We start from the raw sequence: 16,074 nt of genomic DNA, 5'->3' as shown, positions 1-16,074 counted from the left end.
ATATTTGTTTAAGATGAGATGTAACTCATTGAAATGTGCCATCATATTCGTCGTCAGAAAACAAGTATTATGCCATTATTTCAATGAGTTATATTTTTTTGTCGTGTACAAAGAAAATTTTGAATACTGGTTCGACTTTTTATACGGCTTTGCCGTTGGGGATGAGGCAATTTTTGCCGCTAAGATGCCATGTGGAATAAAATAAATTTTCGTTCGGAGTTGTCATCTCATTGGTGGCAAGACTCAATTTTTGTAGGGGCTGTGATTTTAGCATTGCTTCTGCATTTGGCTGTGCTTGCGGTACAGTTTGCTATGCCAACTCCATCCGATACCTCCACAAAGGAAATCGCAGTTTCTATTCGCCCTAGTACTGATAAAGTAGAAAATGCTGATTTTCTCGCTCAAGCCGATCAAAAGGGTTCAGGTGAGTTTCGAGAAGCACATCGCATGTCGAGTGATATGCCTTCACCGATGCAGGCTGATGCGACTACTGGTGAAACTGAGTTTGAAAGCTTAGAAAAGATTCAGCAAAAACGCGAGTTAAAATTTGAAGAAAAAGTTTTAATGACCGTATTGAGCTGGCAGAAACAGGCAGAACAAAGCGAGCGTAAAAAAGCCTTAGAGGATTTACAAAGTCAGTTCCAAGCAAAAGCTGCCATGGTTGCTAGTCTTGAAGCTCAGTATTTACAACGACAACAAAATTTTAGCCGTAAACAACGGATTAAAACGGTAGATGGTATTCAAGCTAAACAGGATGCTTCTGCTGCGTATCTAGATAAATTCCGCCAAAAAGTTGAACTGTATGGAAATCGCTATTACCCAGATGCTGCTAAACAACAGCGGTTATCGGGTGAAGTTAGATTAATGGTTATTCTGAACTCACAGGGTGGGATACGTGCAATTCGTTTAATTGAGAGTTCGGGACATTCTATTTTAGATGAAGCAGCTAAAGCTTCAGTGCGCCGTGGAGCTCCTTTTGGTGCATTTGATTCCACGATGAAGAAGGATATTTCTGAATTACGTATCATTCGGACTTGGCGTTTTGACCCAGTGGATGCTGAGTTTGAAGTGCATTAATTTTAAAAATAGATCATCTATCAAAAGCTATTTAATTACAATTAGATAGCTTTTTTTATTGTTATTCATTTTTCTTTTTTTACAACACTTCATTACATTTCATAAATAAAACTTGAACTGATAATAAAAATAATTATCATTTGCATTGTATTTTAATTGTTTTGTATGCGTTCCTTTGCTGAAAAGTAAATGCTCTGAGGGAGATCAGCGCATGCATTTTAAATCTCGTATCTTTGCATAAGGAAATTTCTCATGCATCAATCTCAGACTTTTCAATCTTTTAAGGCCCATCCTCTTATGTTGGCGATGGCGATATTACTTCCTTCATTTGCCTCTGCAGAAACCAGCACCTCTTCATCGACAGTTTCACTACCAACGATTAGCCTCAAAGCACAAGATGATCAATCCTCAGTTACAGAGGGAACTCAAAGTTATACTGCGAAGAGTTCAAATACAGCGACTAAGTTGAGTCTATCGCTTCGTGAAACGCCACAATCCGTTAAGGTTTTAACTCGTGAGTATTTGGATGATGCCAATATTAGTTCTTTTCAGGATCTATTAAATAACGTCACAGGTGTGTCAGTTAACCAATGGGATGAGCGTCAATATCCTACAGCGCGAGGTTTTGATGTCGACTATTATTTATTTGATGGTGTTCCCAGTAATGTGGGGATGGAAGCAAATGATCCTGATTTAACAATGTATGATCGCGTAGAGTTGGTCAAAGGTGCAAATGGTTTAATGACTGGTGCTGGTAACCCAGCAATAGCTATCAATATGATTCGAAAGCATGCTAATGCGAAAGAACTAACTGGGCAGGTAAGTACTTCTTTGGGTTCATGGAATGCATGGACGAGCTCAGCAGATATTTCTACACCATTGAATACTGATGGAACAGTTCGTGGTCGTGTCGTGGTAAAGCACGAAGACACTGACTCTTTTATGAAAGGGTATGAGAAAAATAATAATGTTGTATATGGCGTGGTTGATGCTGATATCAGCGACAAAACCTATGTCTCTGTTGGGGCTGGTTATCAAAACTTAGAGCGTGATGGAGTTCGGTGGGGCGGATTACCAGCATTTGATAGTAATGGTCAACGCGTCGATTTTGATCGATCCAAAACAGTAACTTCTGATTGGACTTATTGGAATACGGACACCACCACAGCCTTTGCAACCTTGAAACAAAATCTATTCAATGATGTGAATTTGCATGTGAATTATGCATATCGTGAAGTAAAACAAGATACTGCATTGCTCTATTTGTGGGGGAGTTTCGATAAAACTACAAATACCAGTAAAGGTACATTAATGACTTGGTCTGATGCCACTAAGACGAAAGAAAATAATATTGATATTTATCTTTCTGCTCCCTTTTCTATTGGTGGTTTAGAGCAAGAAATTGTGGCGGGTTTTATGTATAACCAAGCACAAAAAGACACATGGTATTCAGGTAATCCTCAAATTGCATCAGATGCGGTACTTGATTTTGATCATCCAAATGTACCGTTATTAGGATCGATTCAAAATAACAATGTCTATCAAGTTCCTAATAAAACGACTCAAACAGGCGCTTATTTGGCAGGTAAATTTAGCTTAGCTGAGCCTTTGAAAATAATTACAGGCATACGGTTATCAGACTGGAAATATGAGAGTGATGATGGTGTCGGAAATAGAAAATTCAAAAATGAAGTAACTCCATATGCAGGTTTGGTTTTTGATTTTCTTGATCAGTATTCTTGGTATGCGAGTTATACCAGTATTTTTAAACCAGAAGATAAACGAGATATAAATAAGCAGTACCTTGATCCACGAGAAGGTAAAAGTTATGAGACAGGTTTAAAAGGGGAGTTCTTAAATGGAAAGCTGAATGCTGCTTTATCGGTATTCCAAACCAAACAAGATAATGTTGCAGAAGAAACAGGAACTTTTATACTGAGTCCAGATGGAACCCCAACAACAGAAAAAGCGTACCGTAGTGCTGATGGTGTCGAAAGCAAAGGTGTTGAATTTGAGTTAGATGGAGAAATTGCCAATAACTGGAATTTAAGTTTTGGTGTTGCTCATTTCAATGCCAAAGATGCTCAGGGTAATGAAGTGCAAACAATGTCTTCAAGAACTAACGCCAATTTATTCACCAAATATAAGTTAGATAAATGGAGTATTGGCGGCGGTGTAAATTACAAGAGTAAGTTTTATACAGGAGATGGTGACAAACGCATCACCCAGGATGCCTATGCTTTAGCAAATTTAATGCTTGGCTATGATATAGATTCAAATATTAAAGCTCAGATCAATTTGAATAATATTTTTGACAAAAAATACTATACAGGCATTGGCGATAATTTGATGGTGTATGGCGCACCTCGTAATGTGACCTTTACATTACGATATCAATTTTAAGAATTGAAAAAGCGGCTGAAATTGTATTCAGCCGCTTTAAAATTGTGGATAAGTTCTCACTTATTCATAATCTATTTGTGCTTGAGTAAGTCCGTTCGATTTTGCAGATTTCGATATTAAAATGCTGGTACCATTTTTCTTTACCTAAGTGTTGGGCAACTAAATGCTCAGCATCTTGTTGCCATCGTTGAATATCTTCGAGGCTGTTCCAGTAAGACAACGCTATTTCAAAATCATTTTCACAACATGCTTCAAACTTAACACAGTGATATTGGCCGATTGCTTTATCTCTAAGCTTTTGTGCCATTTCGGTGTAAGTAGAATCCAATTGTCTAATGGTGGCTTTAAAAATAACGATATACATAGGACTCAGGCTTAATTTTCATCAGCTTGGTAAGGATTACTGATCCCAAGTTTTTTCAGAATCTCAATTTCCAAAGCTTCCATTTCTTCAGCTTCGGCTTCACTGGTTTCATGGTCGTAGCCGAGTAAATGTAAAATCCCATGCACGAGTAAGTGAGTGAAATGATCACTTGGTGTTTTTTGTTGCTCTGCTGCTTCTTGTAACACAACAGGAATACAGATGACCAAGTCACCTAAAGGCTCTGCTTCGAGTAAGCTGAGCATTTCTTCTGGAATATCGCTTGGAAAAGACAAGACATTGGTTGGTTTGTCTTTCTCTCGGTATTGCAAATTCAGTTCATGACTTTCTGTAAGATCAACGCAAGCAATGCCAATCTCACAATCTGCGTCAAAACCAACATGACGTAATGCAGTTTCAATTTGTTTTTTGATTTGACCACGCTTCAATGGTAAATCATTGGCTTGAAAGTCTTGTTGAAGACTTAAATTGATTTTCAAAATAGATCCTTAAATATAAATTGCATCTACAAATTTAGAGTGAAACTCAATGGGATAGAAAGAAGACTAGAGGAATGCTTTACTGCATATTGATACAATTTATTGCATCATTTGTCTTCTCATGTACCATCTTTCAAAAAATTGCTGCCCCATAAGTTTGCTGACAAAACACTAAACTATCCTCATTTAGATCACTGTAGGCTACTCATACTCATATACTTAACTCTGTAATGACCATGGAGCCTACAGATTTCAAGTGCCTTTTTTTAATATCACACAAAAAGTATATTCATTAATGTTGAGCGTCAGCTTTCTCATCATTTTCTGCTACCAGTGCTTCTTGTCTCGCTTTACGTTCAGCACGAGCTTCTGCTGACAAACGTTGTTGTTCGCTATCCCAGCCTTCATAAGCTTCGACAATTTTTTGTACCAGTTGGTGACGTACTACATCTCGAGAGTGGAAGCGCGTGATATGAATTTCATGGACGTTTTCAAGAACACGTAAGGCATGAGACAAACCTGATTGCTGACCACGAGGTAGATCTACTTGTGTTACATCACCCGTTATTACCGCTCTTGAACCGAACCCTAGGCGTGTAAGGAACATTTTCATCTGTTCAGGTGTTGTATTCTGAGCTTCGTCCAAAATGACAAAAGAATGATTCAGTGTACGTCCGCGCATATAGGCGAGAGGTGCTACTTCAATCACTTGGCGTTCAATGAGTTTAGCTACTTTTTCAAAGCCCAGCATTTCATATAGGGCATCGTAAAGTGGTCGAAGGTAAGGATCAATTTTTTGAGTTAAGTCACCTGGTAAAAAACCAAGTTTCTCACCTGCTTCAACTGCAGGACGTACTAGTAAGATACGTTGAATTTCATTACGTTCGAGCATATCTACTGCCGCAGCGACTGCAAGATAGGTTTTACCTGTACCCGCAGGGCCGATACCGAAGGAGATATCACTTTGTAAGATACGTTGTACATAGCGTTTTTGATTCGCGCCACGTGGATTGATACGGCCTTTACGCGTTTGTAGCCAAACGTTATCAAGCCCAGTATGTTCTTGATCAGAATCATTCAAAAATTCACGATCAGTTTGAGATCCTTGAATCATTAAATGAAGTACATCCGCACTGATTTGAGAAGAAATTTCAGATTCTTGAAAGAGCCGTTGCAAAAGTACTTCGGCTCGTTCAACCGCTTCGATATCACCGTCTAAGTAAAAGGCATCGCCTCGGTGAGTTATTTTGACATCTAAACGTTGTTCGATTTGTTTTAAATGCCCGTTATACGCACCGAGCATGCTTTTTAAACGTTCCATGGAAATTTCAGGGAACGTTACTGTACGTCGAATCGCTGCAGTCAAGAGAAACCCTTTATGTTGTCTTGTAAGAATACCCTTACATTACGCCACGTCAGGTTCAAGATTCAAGAGTTCACCATAAACTAAATTTAAAGTTTTGATTTCAGTAATCTCAATTTCAGCAAAACGTCCAACCCAAGCTGCATCACCGATAAAAGTAACAAGACGAGTGTTGTCCGCTGTACCGATCAGAAGATTTGGATCTTTATCAGAAACTTTTTCAATCAGTACGCGTTCAATTTTACCCAGCATCGCATCAGTTTTATCGATACTAGATTGTTTAATCACTTGTTGAACTTGTGCTAAACGATCTTTTTTCACTTGCTCTGGAGTGTCATCAGGAAGTTCAGATGCAGGTGTACCAGGACGTTTTGAATAAACGAAACTATAAGAGTGGTCAAAATCTAAATCTTTAATAAACTGCAAAGTCTCAGCGAAGTGCTCATCCGTTTCGCCAGGGAAGCCAATAATGAAGTCACTTGATAAATGCATATCAGGGCGAACTTTGCGTAGTTTTGCAATTTTATCGATGTAGACATCAATCGTGTGATTGCGCTTCATGGCTTGCAATACATCGTTTGAACCACTTTGTACAGGTAAATGCAAATGCGAAACCATCTGAGGCAAATCACGATAACATTGAATCAACTCATCAGAAAATTCTAATGGGTGAGAGGTGGTATAACGTAAACGACCAATCCCTGGAATTTCAGCAACTAAGCGCAGTAATTCAGGGAATGTGCAAATGCCACCTTCAAAGGTTTCACCACGATAACCATTTACATTTTGACCAAGCAGGCTAATTTCACGAACACCTTTTTCTGCCAATCCAGCAATTTCTGCTAACACATCATCGAGAGGGCGCGAAACTTCTTCACCGCGTGTATAAGGGACTACGCAGAATGAACAATATTTCGAACAGCCTTCCATGATCGAGACAAATGCTTTAAAACCTTCAACACGTGGTTCAGGTAAGAAATCAAATTTCTCAATATCTGGAAAAGAAATATCAACTAATTTGATTTTTTCTTTCTTTGGCTTTTCCACTTGGGCTTGATGCTGATCTAGCATTTGTGGCAAGCGGTGTAGGGTTTGTGGACCGAATACCATGTCGACATAAGGTGCGCGCTTTTGAATGTTGTCACCTTCTTGAGAAGCAACACAGCCACCGACACCAATCACTAGGTCAGGATTTTGTTCTTTCAGTTTGCGCCAACGACCAAGCTCACTAAAGACTTTCTCTTGCGCCTTTTCACGAATTGAACAAGTGTTCATTAACAAGATATCAGCTTCGTTTGGATTTGTGGTCAGAACGTAGCCGTGTGAGTCGCCAAGCAAATCTGCCATACGATGACTGTCATACTCATTCATCTGACACCCTTGAGTTTCAATATATAACTTCTTCATTGAAACATCAGTGGTGTGCGTTGGCTGGGTAACAGTGTTTTCTGAGGCAGCTTTTGTAGCACTAGGAGTGAATGTTTGAACCGTCATGCAGGCTCCTAAACGAGGTGGATTTAAACAAACCGCGGATTATAGCAGCATTTTTGAATGTTCGCTGAGAATAAAAAAATGACAAAAATGGACACTTTGTGGATGAAAATACGTGAATTTTAATGAATATGAATCAGCAAGTTACATAACACAACAATAGTAAGACTTGAGAGTTATTAAACTATAATCGCAGGCGAAATTAGGCAAATGTATCGATGAAGATGAATAAGCAACACAATTCAGTTCCACACCTCAAAATAAAACTAAATAACAAGAAAATCTTACAACGTAGTTTTGTTGTTGGTGGTTTGCTTGCGTGTTCGTCTGTTTATGCTTTAGATGATCAGTTTAATGATGCTTTACGTGCTGCGAATGCGGGGAATACCGCATTGCTCGATCAGTACCAATATGAGATGCAAAATGATGTTTTGGGTTACTACCCAGAATATTGGAAATTGAATAGTAATCTTGGGTTTCAGCCAGCATCTTCAATTATCAATTTTGCGCAACGATATCCAAAGTCTGCAATGGCTGAAAAGTTAGCAGCAGATTATGTTGAAGAAAAGGTAAAACAAGCGAACTTTAGTGAGGCAAAACCAGTCCTCAGTTATGTAACGAACCCTGATCAAGACGAAAGTTGTGCTGTGGCGCAGGTTCGAGCTCAAACTGGGGATAGTTTGGTTTATGCAGAATATAAGGATATTTGGTTGGCAACAAATACCCAACCTGAATCATGCAATGGTTTGGGGCGTATGATGTTATCAAGCCCCTTAATGACCGCTCAAGATCGCCAACAACGTTTGTGGGGACAGCTTAGAGCTGGTCAGTCGGGGCAAGCAATTGCAACTGCACAAACTATGGGTTTAAGTTTATCTCTGGCCCAGTTTAATCAAATTCAATCTAATCCTCTCGCGTACCTATGGAGTGCGCCAAAAGCCAATGACGCGGATTACGCCTATTTAATTTTTGCGTTAGGTCGCGTAGCTGATAGTGATTTAACTAATGCTTTAGGCAATGTGCAACGTGTTGCTCAAGATTTACCAAGTCCAGTACAAAAATATTTGTATCGTACTATCGGCTATGTTGGTGGTACAACCGTAATGAAAAATGGTTTTAATCGTGAAGTATTAAATGCATTTGATAAGAGTTATGGTTATCCATTTAGTCCCGAAGAAGCTGAAATTTATGCGCGTCAAGCGGTGCGATTTGGTGCATGGGAAAGTGTAATTCGTGCAGTAGACTCAATGTCGGTTACACAAAAACAAGAAGATCGTTGGCAATATTGGTTGGCTCGTGCATCAGAGCAAAGAAATGACAAAGACTCGAAGTTAGCAGCTCAACAAATTTATCGCAAACTAGCGCAAGCTGGTGATGATTATCACAACTTGCTTGCTAAAGATCGTTTAGGTGAGCGATACAATCATCAACCTTATAACGAACAACCAAGCGTACAAGATATTCAGCGTCTAAACCAAAATATTCACTTTAGACGTGCATTCGCTTTACGTGATATTAATGCCCCTGCCAATTATACCAATAGAGAATGGAACTGGGCTGTCAGACAGGCTTATCTACAAAAAGACGATGGTTTATTATTGGCGGCTGCCAAGCGCGCACATGATATGGGGTGGTATGATCGAGCAATTTATGCGGCTGATCGAACCAGCACTCGACACAATGATACCTATCGTTTTGCAACGCCGCATCGTAGTAATGTGACTAGTCATAGTTACAATGCTGGTATTGATCCAGCTTGGGCGTATGGTTTAATGCGCCAAGAAAGTCGATTTGTGACCACTGCGAGGTCTCATGTCGGGGCTGGTGGTTTGATGCAGATCATGCCAAACACTGCCAAATTGGTTGCTCGACAAATGGGAGAAACCTATAACCCTGCGGCATTGAGTGAAATGAACACGAATATTCGATATGGAACATTTTATCTTTCGATGATTCATGGTCAATTGAGCGGAAATGCAGTGCTTGCGACAGCGGGGTATAATGCTGGCCCAAATCGTGCACGTCGTTGGCAACCTGATTTTCAACCAATTGCGGCTGATCAATACACTGAGTCAATTCCTTTATTAGAAACACGTGACTATGTAAAACATGTCATGACCAATGCAACACACTATGGGGTAGTGTTAGGGCAGGGACCTCAATCTCTGGAAAAACGTATGAGTATTATTCCTGTACGTAATGAACCTTAACGCATGGCATCGTTGAACTTGAGATAATGAAGTTTTTGTATTTGATGAAATCAATGTGCTTGATGAAGGAATCAATGTCTAGGGCTATACAGATACTAATCTGTTATTTAGCTCTTTCATTTGCTGTTCCATTATATGCAGCGGACAAAGCTGATATTGCTGGATATGTGATGCATGTCCAAATGACACCTGCTGTCTGTTCCTTTGATTCTTCACGTCAAAAACAACGTAAATGTTTAGAGGGTTATTCTCTGACGATCTCAAGTTTATTGCCAGAAGTTCCTGTTGGTCGAGACTGTCAAACAAAATCATCGGCTAAATTATCCCCTCTACAAGCAAAAGTGGTTGCACGTGTAATGCCAGATGAAAATGCACGGGTACAACTTTGGCAAAATGTCGGCGGCTGTGTGCCAATGAATGCGAGTCAATATTTCAGAACGATTATTAATTTTGCTGAGAGATTAAAAATACCTGCTGATTTGACTAGCCCTAATACGATTGAAGTACAAAAAGAAAATTTAAGGCAGCAATTCACTAAATTAAATCCTTCTCTACCACCCAATGGAATTCGATTTACTTGCCAAGCATCCAAATTTGACTCTATTTTGACTGAGATTCGAGTGTGCTATCAGAAAAACGGTCAGTACAAACAGTGTTCGAGTCATGTGGTCACAGGATGTCCAAGTGAATTTACAATTAAAGGAAGTTATTAAGCTTTTTTTCTGAATTAATTTGTATTTTCTATCAGACTTTTGTTGAAATCCATTCTCTTTTACATGCATCTGCGTTCGCTTTAGAGTACAATCTTTGCCGTTTATGATAATTCGGTTGAATAACAAAAGAATTCAATCGTGCTAACGCATCTCATTGGAGAATATCACATGAAGCAACCCGTTCGTGTTGCCGTTACAGGCGCTGCAGGTCAAATTGGTTATAGCTTATTATTCCGTATCGCTAGCGGTGAAATGTTAGGTAAAGATCAACCTGTAATTTTACAATTGCTTGAAGTTCCTTTTGAGAAAGCTCAACAAGCGCTTAAAGGCGTAATGATGGAACTTGATGACTGTGCTTTCCCATTATTGGCAGGCATGATCGGGACTGATGATCCAGAAGTTGCATTTAAAGATGCTGACTATGCGTTATTAGTAGGTTCACGTCCACGTGGTCCTGGTATGGAACGTGCTGACTTATTGAAAGTAAATGGCGAGATCTTCATTGGTCAAGGTCAAGCTTTAAATAAAGTTGCTAGCCGTGATGTTAAAGTATTAGTTGTTGGTAACCCAGCAAATACAAATGCTTACATCGCAATGAAATCTGCTCCAGATCTTCCAGCGAAAAACTTCACAGCTATGTTGCGTCTTGACCACAACCGTGCATTAACTCAACTTGCTCAAAAAGCTGGCGTTGCAGTTTCTGACATCGAGAACATGACTGTTTGGGGTAACCACTCTCCAACTATGTATGCTGACTACCGTTTTGCAACTGCAAATGGCGTAAGCTTAAAAGACAAAATCAACGATGCTGAATGGAATAAAGATGTATTCCTTCCAACAGTTGGTAAACGTGGTGCTGCGATCATCGAAGCGCGTGGTTTGTCTTCTGCTGCTTCTGCTGCAAACGCTGCAATTGACCATATGCGTGATTGGGCGTTAGGTACAAATGGCAAATGGGTAACTATGGGTATTCCTTCTGACGGTTCTTATGGAATTCCTGAAGGTGTAATGTTTGGTTTCCCTGTAACAACTGAAAACGGTGAATACAAAATCGTTCAAGGTTTAGAAATTGACGAATTCAGCCGTGACCGTATCAACTTCACTCTTAACGAGTTAGAAGAAGAACGTGCAGCGATTGCTGACATGGTTAAATAATTTATCATTTTGATAAATTATGAAAAGCACTCTCTTGTAGAGTGCTTTTTTATTTTAAGAACACAAAATACAACAAGAAAATATAGAGATATGCCTGCAAGTGAATACAGTTTATTGTTAGATTATTTATTAGATCGGTTTTACCTAAGGAGAAGAAAAAATGTTTGAACAACAACCAACACTTGAACTTTTATTTGAACAATTGGGGCTTGATGCAGATGAAGTTTCGATGGAAAACTTTATTAAAACTCATCAATTGAGTGCTAGCCAGAAATTACACGAAGCTGATTTTTGGAGTGCTGGGCAACGAGACTTTCTTAAGAGTCATTGGGATAAAGATGATGAATGGGCTATCGTGATAGATGAGTTGAATCAGCAACTACATGTTGATAGTACAACTTAATAAGAAAAGCTCACATCAGTGAGCTTTTTTATGGATTAAACTTATGAACCATTCTTCTTGGCGGGCTTGATTAAAAGCTGGATGTGCATTTAACAACTGCAAGTCGTGATCTACACATGCCACATATTTTTTTAACCAATGTCGAGTCATCGCAAACTCTTCTTTACTTGCAGATGCATAAGCCAAAAAGAAGTAAATATCTAGATGATCGTAGTGAGCGAGAGGCTTTAGGATTTGTTGTGTAATAATCGCAAAACGTTGTTCTTTGGTTAGCTCAAAATAAATCATATAAGCTTTGGCTAAATGCAACGAGAGATCAAGATAAAGGCTTAATGGCATTTCCTCAAATTCAATCCGAGCTTGCTCAAGTAGCACGATGGCTTCTTGCAAGAAATGCAATTGTTCTTGACGGACATGACTGAGTACAACCAATTGCAGACGTAAGTCAGCTCTTTCTAAAGCAAGTTCAGGTGTATTTTCACTTAAATAGAGTTGGTCTGTTTCACCAATTCGATTTACTACATGTTTCGTTTCATTTGACATCAGTTTATCCAAAACCTTGATCTATGCATGCATATATAGGGCTTTATTTTGCAATTTAAAGGTTTAGGCATTCCAAAGCGAATTTCCACTGCGTAACCATGCTGTAATTGATAGACGTTGCTGTTTTGAAAGCAACACTTCATGTAGTAAATCACTTTGGAAGATAGCAAGCCGATTAGGCAATGGTTGAATGGTATGCCATTGCTCATTTTTATCTTGCAAGCGTAACTGACCGCCAAAGTCTTCCTGCCACTGTTCATGTAAATAAAAAACAGTTGAAATCATGCGATCATTCTTTTTCTGAGGATTATCTCGATGTAATGCATAAAATTCACCTGCGTTGTAACAGGCAAAATGAGCTTCTACTTCTTTGATTCCCAAATAAAACGCTTGATTTAATAACTGAGACAAGTTCTTTAATGCATTAATATGTTGTTGCGCGATCGGTAATTGTTCATCAATCCACAATATATGATCGCTACGTATATGACTCACAATACCATTTTGAATGCCTGCAGCTCTGAACTCAGTAAGATGTGAATTGCATTCGTTTACTAGGGAGTTTACATATGCAGCAGAATAAACATTATCTATAACGGCAAAACCTGATTCATTTAAATCATCCAAAACTTTATCTAAATCCCACGATTCAGGAAGAGAACTTTGCTGCATATATTTCCAATAGAGCTTGATGAAGAGGCTGTATGATCTTAGTCGATCACATCAACGCTAAAGAATACTTTTTTCATTCGTGATAAACTACCCTTTGAATTGAGGAATAATTGTCAACATGAATTACCGTCACCATTTCCATGCGGGTAACTTTGCCGATGTTATGAAGCATGTACTTTTGCTTCAACTGCTCGCTCGTTTAAATGCTAAAGATAAACCTTATAGATATATAGATACCCATGGCGGTGCAGGTAAATATGATTTATCTACGTCTGAAGCACAAAAATCAGGTGAGTTTTTAACGGGTATCCATCGTTTGGTCAAGCTTGACGATTCGATTAAACGTAATGCACCTGAAGGCGTAAAACAATATCTTAAAATTGTTGAAGATATGCGTGCAGGTTCCGGTAAGGGTGCTTATCCAGGTTCACCTTGGTTTGCGCTTGAAGGCATGCGTGATATTGATAAAGCAACTATATTTGAAATGCAGCGTGATGTGTTTCAACAATTGTATTTTAATATTCGCGATAAACGTGCGGGCTTACATGAGCGTGATTTTTATGAAGGTTTGATGGGTGTCATTCCGCCTAAAGAAAAACGTGGATTGGTCATGATTGACCCACCATACGAAATCGAACGTAAAGATTTCCCTCAGTTAGTAGAGCTGTTACAAGCTGCACATAAAAAATGGCCGACAGGTGTTTTTGCTGTGTGGTATCCAATTAAAGATCGCGCGATGATTGACCGTTTTGAGAAGAAAATGTTTAAGACTGGTATTCGTCGTCAGTTGGTATGTGAAATTTGTGTATGGCCTGATGATACGCCAGTTGGATTAAATGGTTGTGGTTTATTGGTGATTAACCCACCTTGGAAATTTTCAGAAGATGCTGATCAGGCATTACAATGGTTGTTCCCTCATTTGCGAATGAGTGAAAATGGTGGTCATGCTGCAGTGCGTTGGTTGGTGGGTGAATAAGCCCATCAATGTCAAACTATTCTCGAGGAATTGAAAATAATGACAAATTCTCCTAAGTCAGATTCTGATTTGAAGAAAGAAGAGCTTTCTTTTGATGGGATCACCTTTGAAGTCGAAGAAGAAGAACAAACGCATGAAGGGCAAAAAGTTAAAAGACGCGGCATTTATTTATGGCCAAATCTGATTACAACAGCGGCATTACTTTCAGGTTTTTATTCGATCATCGCTAGTATGAATGGTAATTTCACTCAAGCTATTTATGCGATTTTCTTAGCAGCATTGTTAGATGGTTTGGATGGTCGAGTTGCTCGTGCAATCGGAGCACAAAGTGCTTTTGGTGAACAGTATGATTCACTTTCGGATTTATTAGCCTTCGGTGTAGCTCCAGCTATTTTGATGTACAGTTGGAGCCTCAATGATTTGGGTCGAATTGGTCTAGCTTGTTGTTTTATTTACACAGCCTGTGCAGCTTTTCGACTTGCACGCTTCAATGTACAAATCGGTGTAGTCGATAAACGTTACTTTATAGGAATAGCAAGCCCATTAGCTGCTGTAACCGTTATTTCAATGGTATGGGTGAGTCAAGATTATCCACTGGTATTTGATTTAAATGACATCACAATACAAATCATCAACGCCGTGATTATGGTTTCGATTGGTTTGCTTATGATTTCAAATATCAAATACTATTCATTTAAACAAATGGATCGCAAACGTGTTCCTTTTGTAGTCATGTTGCCTGTAGTCTTGATTTTTGCTGCAATCACCTACAATATTCCTGTAGGGATACTTGTTGTATGTATCATCTATGTGTTGTCTGGTTTTGTAACGACACTATTAGCTAAAAAAATGATTCCAAAATAACAATCTAAATAAAAGGAGGTTCGGCATGCCATTGTTGATGAATAATAGTCAATTAAAGCAGCTGAACCTCAATAAGTCAGATGCTTTAACTTTTTACCCGCCCAAAGGTTTATTTAAAATTGTTTATCAAGGTTTGATTCTACCCAATCTGCCTGCACCTTTTCATTATGTAAATTTCATTAGTTTGATCGGGCAACCTCGTATTCCCATTTGTTATAATCCAAGTGCAATTTCCACAACTGCGATCGATACAGCTACAGTTTTGGTAAGCAGTAGCTTATCAACAGTTGGACATCTAAAAAGTTATAGTGCAAAAGAACAGTGTCAATTTGAGACTGATTCATATCAATTCTTGGATGTTGATCAAATTCATGTTGATTTTCCAAACTATTACTTCAAACGAAATGACAATGAATTTAGCTGTGATTTAAGGGTAAATATCTGTTCTGAAATAGAAAATCATACAGCATTGCACTGGGGCGTGGCTGACTACTGGTATGTACAATGTCAGTGCGTAGGGGAGATTATTTATAAAAATCAAAAATTTTCGATTGAGACTAAAGGTATTTTAAAACATGCACGGGCTGTATATTTACCTTTTATTGCTTTTCACTTTTTCACATATCAAATCATTCATATTAATGAAGAAATCCAAGTCATCCTTTCAGAATTACGAAACCAATGGAATAACGTAATTTTCTCTCGAATTGAGGTTCAAACCAGCCAACAAGGTTCGACTCTTTATGATCGAAATGTAGTTTTTGATACCCTTAGGGTATATCCAAAGATTCAAACTCCTAATGGACGTGAGATGTATCTTCCACGTGAATTCATTTGGCAATATCAAGAAAATGAAGAAGTTATCTTTCAATTACACGGACAGAGTAGGGGCGATTATAAATTTGGTCTAGCGGCGGGTTATGTTGGTAGTTTTAGTTATGATTTATTTTGGAATAATCAGTCCTATCAAGGGAGTGGGTATTGTGAATACATCGATTGTCGACCTTTGCATTGGCAAGAAAAAAGTAAAACTGAACAAATCTTAGACCGAATTCCACATTTTCAGCCTTATTTGTGTAAAAAATAATCTATCAGTTTAAATATTAAAATAAATTCCAATAAATCGCTTGCAAGCGATTAGAAATACTGTAGAATGCACATCCATCGGCGGTGATGCAGATAAAAACTTGTTGAGAAACAAGGATTTGGCTAAAATGGTTAGATTCTTGGGTTGGTTGATAAGTTTTAAAAATATCTAAATTACCTGTTGACTTTAAAGAAATTTAGAGTAATATAGCCGACCTAGCTTGATGATGACGAATCATCGAGAAGATCATTAAGAG

General features: G+C 38.6%; 15 protein-coding genes. 9 read left to right on the top strand and 6 right to left on the bottom strand.

The genetic code is table 11. From position 1 onward, the window contains the following. The first annotated feature begins 189 nt into the window (after positions 1-189). Positions 190-1,077 (top strand): energy transducer TonB, encoded by an 888-nt coding sequence (locus tag ACSC97_RS15055; protein ID WP_004957789.1) that lies wholly within the window; start codon positions 190-192, stop codon positions 1,075-1,077. Between the two features lie 252 nt (positions 1,078-1,329). Next, positions 1,330-3,480, top strand: a complete 2,151-nt coding sequence (locus ACSC97_RS15050; RefSeq protein ID WP_436661735.1) for a TonB-dependent siderophore receptor — start codon at positions 1,330-1,332, stop codon at positions 3,478-3,480. Between the two features lie 64 nt (positions 3,481-3,544). Here ACSC97_RS15050 and ACSC97_RS15045 read toward each other — a convergent pair whose 3' ends face one another. The 4 genes from ACSC97_RS15045 to miaB all read right to left on the bottom strand — a co-directional run bounded on the left by ACSC97_RS15045 (position 3,545) and on the right by miaB (position 7,198). After that, positions 3,545-3,844, bottom strand: coding sequence for an antibiotic biosynthesis monooxygenase family protein (locus tag ACSC97_RS15045; protein WP_004916464.1), 300 nt, complete (start codon positions 3,842-3,844; stop codon positions 3,545-3,547). Between the two features lie 11 nt (positions 3,845-3,855). After that, positions 3,856-4,341: an rRNA maturation RNase YbeY gene (ybeY, locus tag ACSC97_RS15040; RefSeq protein ID WP_039047584.1), complete on the bottom strand. Its 486-nt coding sequence runs from the start codon at positions 4,339-4,341 to the stop codon at positions 3,856-3,858. 292 nt (positions 4,342-4,633) lie between these two features. Beyond that, positions 4,634-5,707 carry a PhoH family protein gene (locus ACSC97_RS15035; RefSeq protein WP_436661732.1) on the bottom strand — a complete coding sequence of 358 codons (1,074 nt, stop codon included), beginning with the start codon at positions 5,705-5,707 and terminating at the stop codon, positions 4,634-4,636. A 39-nt stretch (positions 5,708-5,746) separates the two neighbouring features. Next, the gene (gene miaB / locus ACSC97_RS15030; RefSeq protein ID WP_004958909.1) at positions 5,747-7,198 is read right to left on the bottom strand and encodes a tRNA (N6-isopentenyl adenosine(37)-C2)-methylthiotransferase MiaB; all 1,452 of its coding nucleotides are present in this window, start codon (positions 7,196-7,198) and stop codon (positions 5,747-5,749) included. A 215-nt stretch (positions 7,199-7,413) separates the two neighbouring features. Between miaB and ACSC97_RS15025 the strand changes: the two genes are divergently transcribed. From ACSC97_RS15025 to ACSC97_RS15010, 4 genes are all read left to right on the top strand, one after another. Further along, the gene (locus ACSC97_RS15025; RefSeq protein ID WP_125298788.1) at positions 7,414-9,405 is read left to right on the top strand and encodes a lytic transglycosylase domain-containing protein; all 1,992 of its coding nucleotides are present in this window, start codon (positions 7,414-7,416) and stop codon (positions 9,403-9,405) included. A 26-nt stretch (positions 9,406-9,431) separates the two neighbouring features. Continuing rightward, positions 9,432-10,118, top strand: a complete 687-nt coding sequence (locus ACSC97_RS15020; protein WP_412778890.1) for a ribonuclease T2 family protein — start codon at positions 9,432-9,434, stop codon at positions 10,116-10,118. Between the two features lie 168 nt (positions 10,119-10,286). Continuing rightward, positions 10,287-11,273, top strand: a complete 987-nt coding sequence (locus ACSC97_RS15015) for a malate dehydrogenase (RefSeq protein WP_004916445.1) — start codon at positions 10,287-10,289, stop codon at positions 11,271-11,273. A 160-nt stretch (positions 11,274-11,433) separates the two neighbouring features. Further along, positions 11,434-11,676, top strand: coding sequence for a DUF2789 family protein (locus tag ACSC97_RS15010; RefSeq protein WP_004916443.1), 243 nt, complete (start codon positions 11,434-11,436; stop codon positions 11,674-11,676). Positions 11,677-11,691: 15 nt separating this feature from the next. Here the strand turns inward: ACSC97_RS15010 and ACSC97_RS15005 are convergent, their stop codons facing one another. Beyond that, positions 11,692-12,219, bottom strand: a complete 528-nt coding sequence (locus tag ACSC97_RS15005) for a hypothetical protein (RefSeq protein ID WP_125298787.1) — start codon at positions 12,217-12,219, stop codon at positions 11,692-11,694. Positions 12,220-12,282: 63 nt separating this feature from the next. Continuing rightward, the gene (locus ACSC97_RS15000) at positions 12,283-12,891 is read right to left on the bottom strand and encodes a 2OG-Fe(II) oxygenase (RefSeq protein WP_125298786.1); all 609 of its coding nucleotides are present in this window, start codon (positions 12,889-12,891) and stop codon (positions 12,283-12,285) included. Positions 12,892-13,009: 118 nt separating this feature from the next. On the opposite strand from ACSC97_RS15000, the gene ACSC97_RS14995 reads away from it, so the two are divergent. The 3 genes from ACSC97_RS14995 to ACSC97_RS14985 are packed head-to-tail and all read left to right on the top strand — an operon-like array spanning position 13,010 to position 15,818. Then, positions 13,010-13,867, top strand: a complete 858-nt coding sequence (locus ACSC97_RS14995) for a 23S rRNA (adenine(2030)-N(6))-methyltransferase RlmJ (RefSeq protein ID WP_004916432.1) — start codon at positions 13,010-13,012, stop codon at positions 13,865-13,867. A gap of 39 nt (positions 13,868-13,906) precedes the next feature. Then, complete coding sequence (gene pssA, locus ACSC97_RS14990) at positions 13,907-14,731, top strand: CDP-diacylglycerol--serine O-phosphatidyltransferase (protein ID WP_129264055.1); 825 nt, start codon at positions 13,907-13,909, stop codon at positions 14,729-14,731. A gap of 25 nt (positions 14,732-14,756) precedes the next feature. After that, positions 14,757-15,818, top strand: coding sequence for a DUF6670 family protein (locus ACSC97_RS14985; RefSeq protein ID WP_436661726.1), 1,062 nt, complete (start codon positions 14,757-14,759; stop codon positions 15,816-15,818). Positions 15,819-16,074 lie beyond the last annotated feature (256 nt).

It is taken from the genome of Acinetobacter sp. P1(2025) (assembly GCF_051390655.1).
GTDB classification, from domain to species: domain Bacteria; phylum Pseudomonadota; class Gammaproteobacteria; order Pseudomonadales; family Moraxellaceae; genus Acinetobacter; species Acinetobacter junii.
This window is presented reverse-complemented; position numbering and strand designations above follow the sequence as displayed.

Coding starts and splice junctions, on each gene's coding strand:
- ACSC97_RS15055 (WP_004957789.1), top strand. CDS start 190: ATGTGGAATAAAATAAATTTTCGTTCGGAGTTGTCATCTCATTGGTGG.
- ACSC97_RS15045 (WP_004916464.1), bottom strand. CDS start 3,844: ATGTATATCGTTATTTTTAAAGCCACCATTAGACAATTGGATTCTACT.
- pssA (WP_129264055.1), top strand. CDS start 13,907: ATGACAAATTCTCCTAAGTCAGATTCTGATTTGAAGAAAGAAGAGCTT.
- ACSC97_RS15025 (WP_125298788.1), top strand. CDS start 7,414: ATGAAGATGAATAAGCAACACAATTCAGTTCCACACCTCAAAATAAAA.
- ACSC97_RS14985 (WP_436661726.1), top strand. CDS start 14,757: ATGCCATTGTTGATGAATAATAGTCAATTAAAGCAGCTGAACCTCAAT.
- ACSC97_RS15015 (WP_004916445.1), top strand. CDS start 10,287: ATGAAGCAACCCGTTCGTGTTGCCGTTACAGGCGCTGCAGGTCAAATT.
- ACSC97_RS15010 (WP_004916443.1), top strand. CDS start 11,434: ATGTTTGAACAACAACCAACACTTGAACTTTTATTTGAACAATTGGGG.
- ACSC97_RS15050 (WP_436661735.1), top strand. CDS start 1,330: ATGCATCAATCTCAGACTTTTCAATCTTTTAAGGCCCATCCTCTTATG.
- ACSC97_RS15000 (WP_125298786.1), bottom strand. CDS start 12,891: ATGCAGCAAAGTTCTCTTCCTGAATCGTGGGATTTAGATAAAGTTTTG.
- ACSC97_RS15005 (WP_125298787.1), bottom strand. CDS start 12,219: ATGTCAAATGAAACGAAACATGTAGTAAATCGAATTGGTGAAACAGAC.
- miaB (WP_004958909.1), bottom strand. CDS start 7,198: ATGACGGTTCAAACATTCACTCCTAGTGCTACAAAAGCTGCCTCAGAA.
- ACSC97_RS14995 (WP_004916432.1), top strand. CDS start 13,010: ATGAATTACCGTCACCATTTCCATGCGGGTAACTTTGCCGATGTTATG.
- ACSC97_RS15020 (WP_412778890.1), top strand. CDS start 9,432: ATGAAGTTTTTGTATTTGATGAAATCAATGTGCTTGATGAAGGAATCA.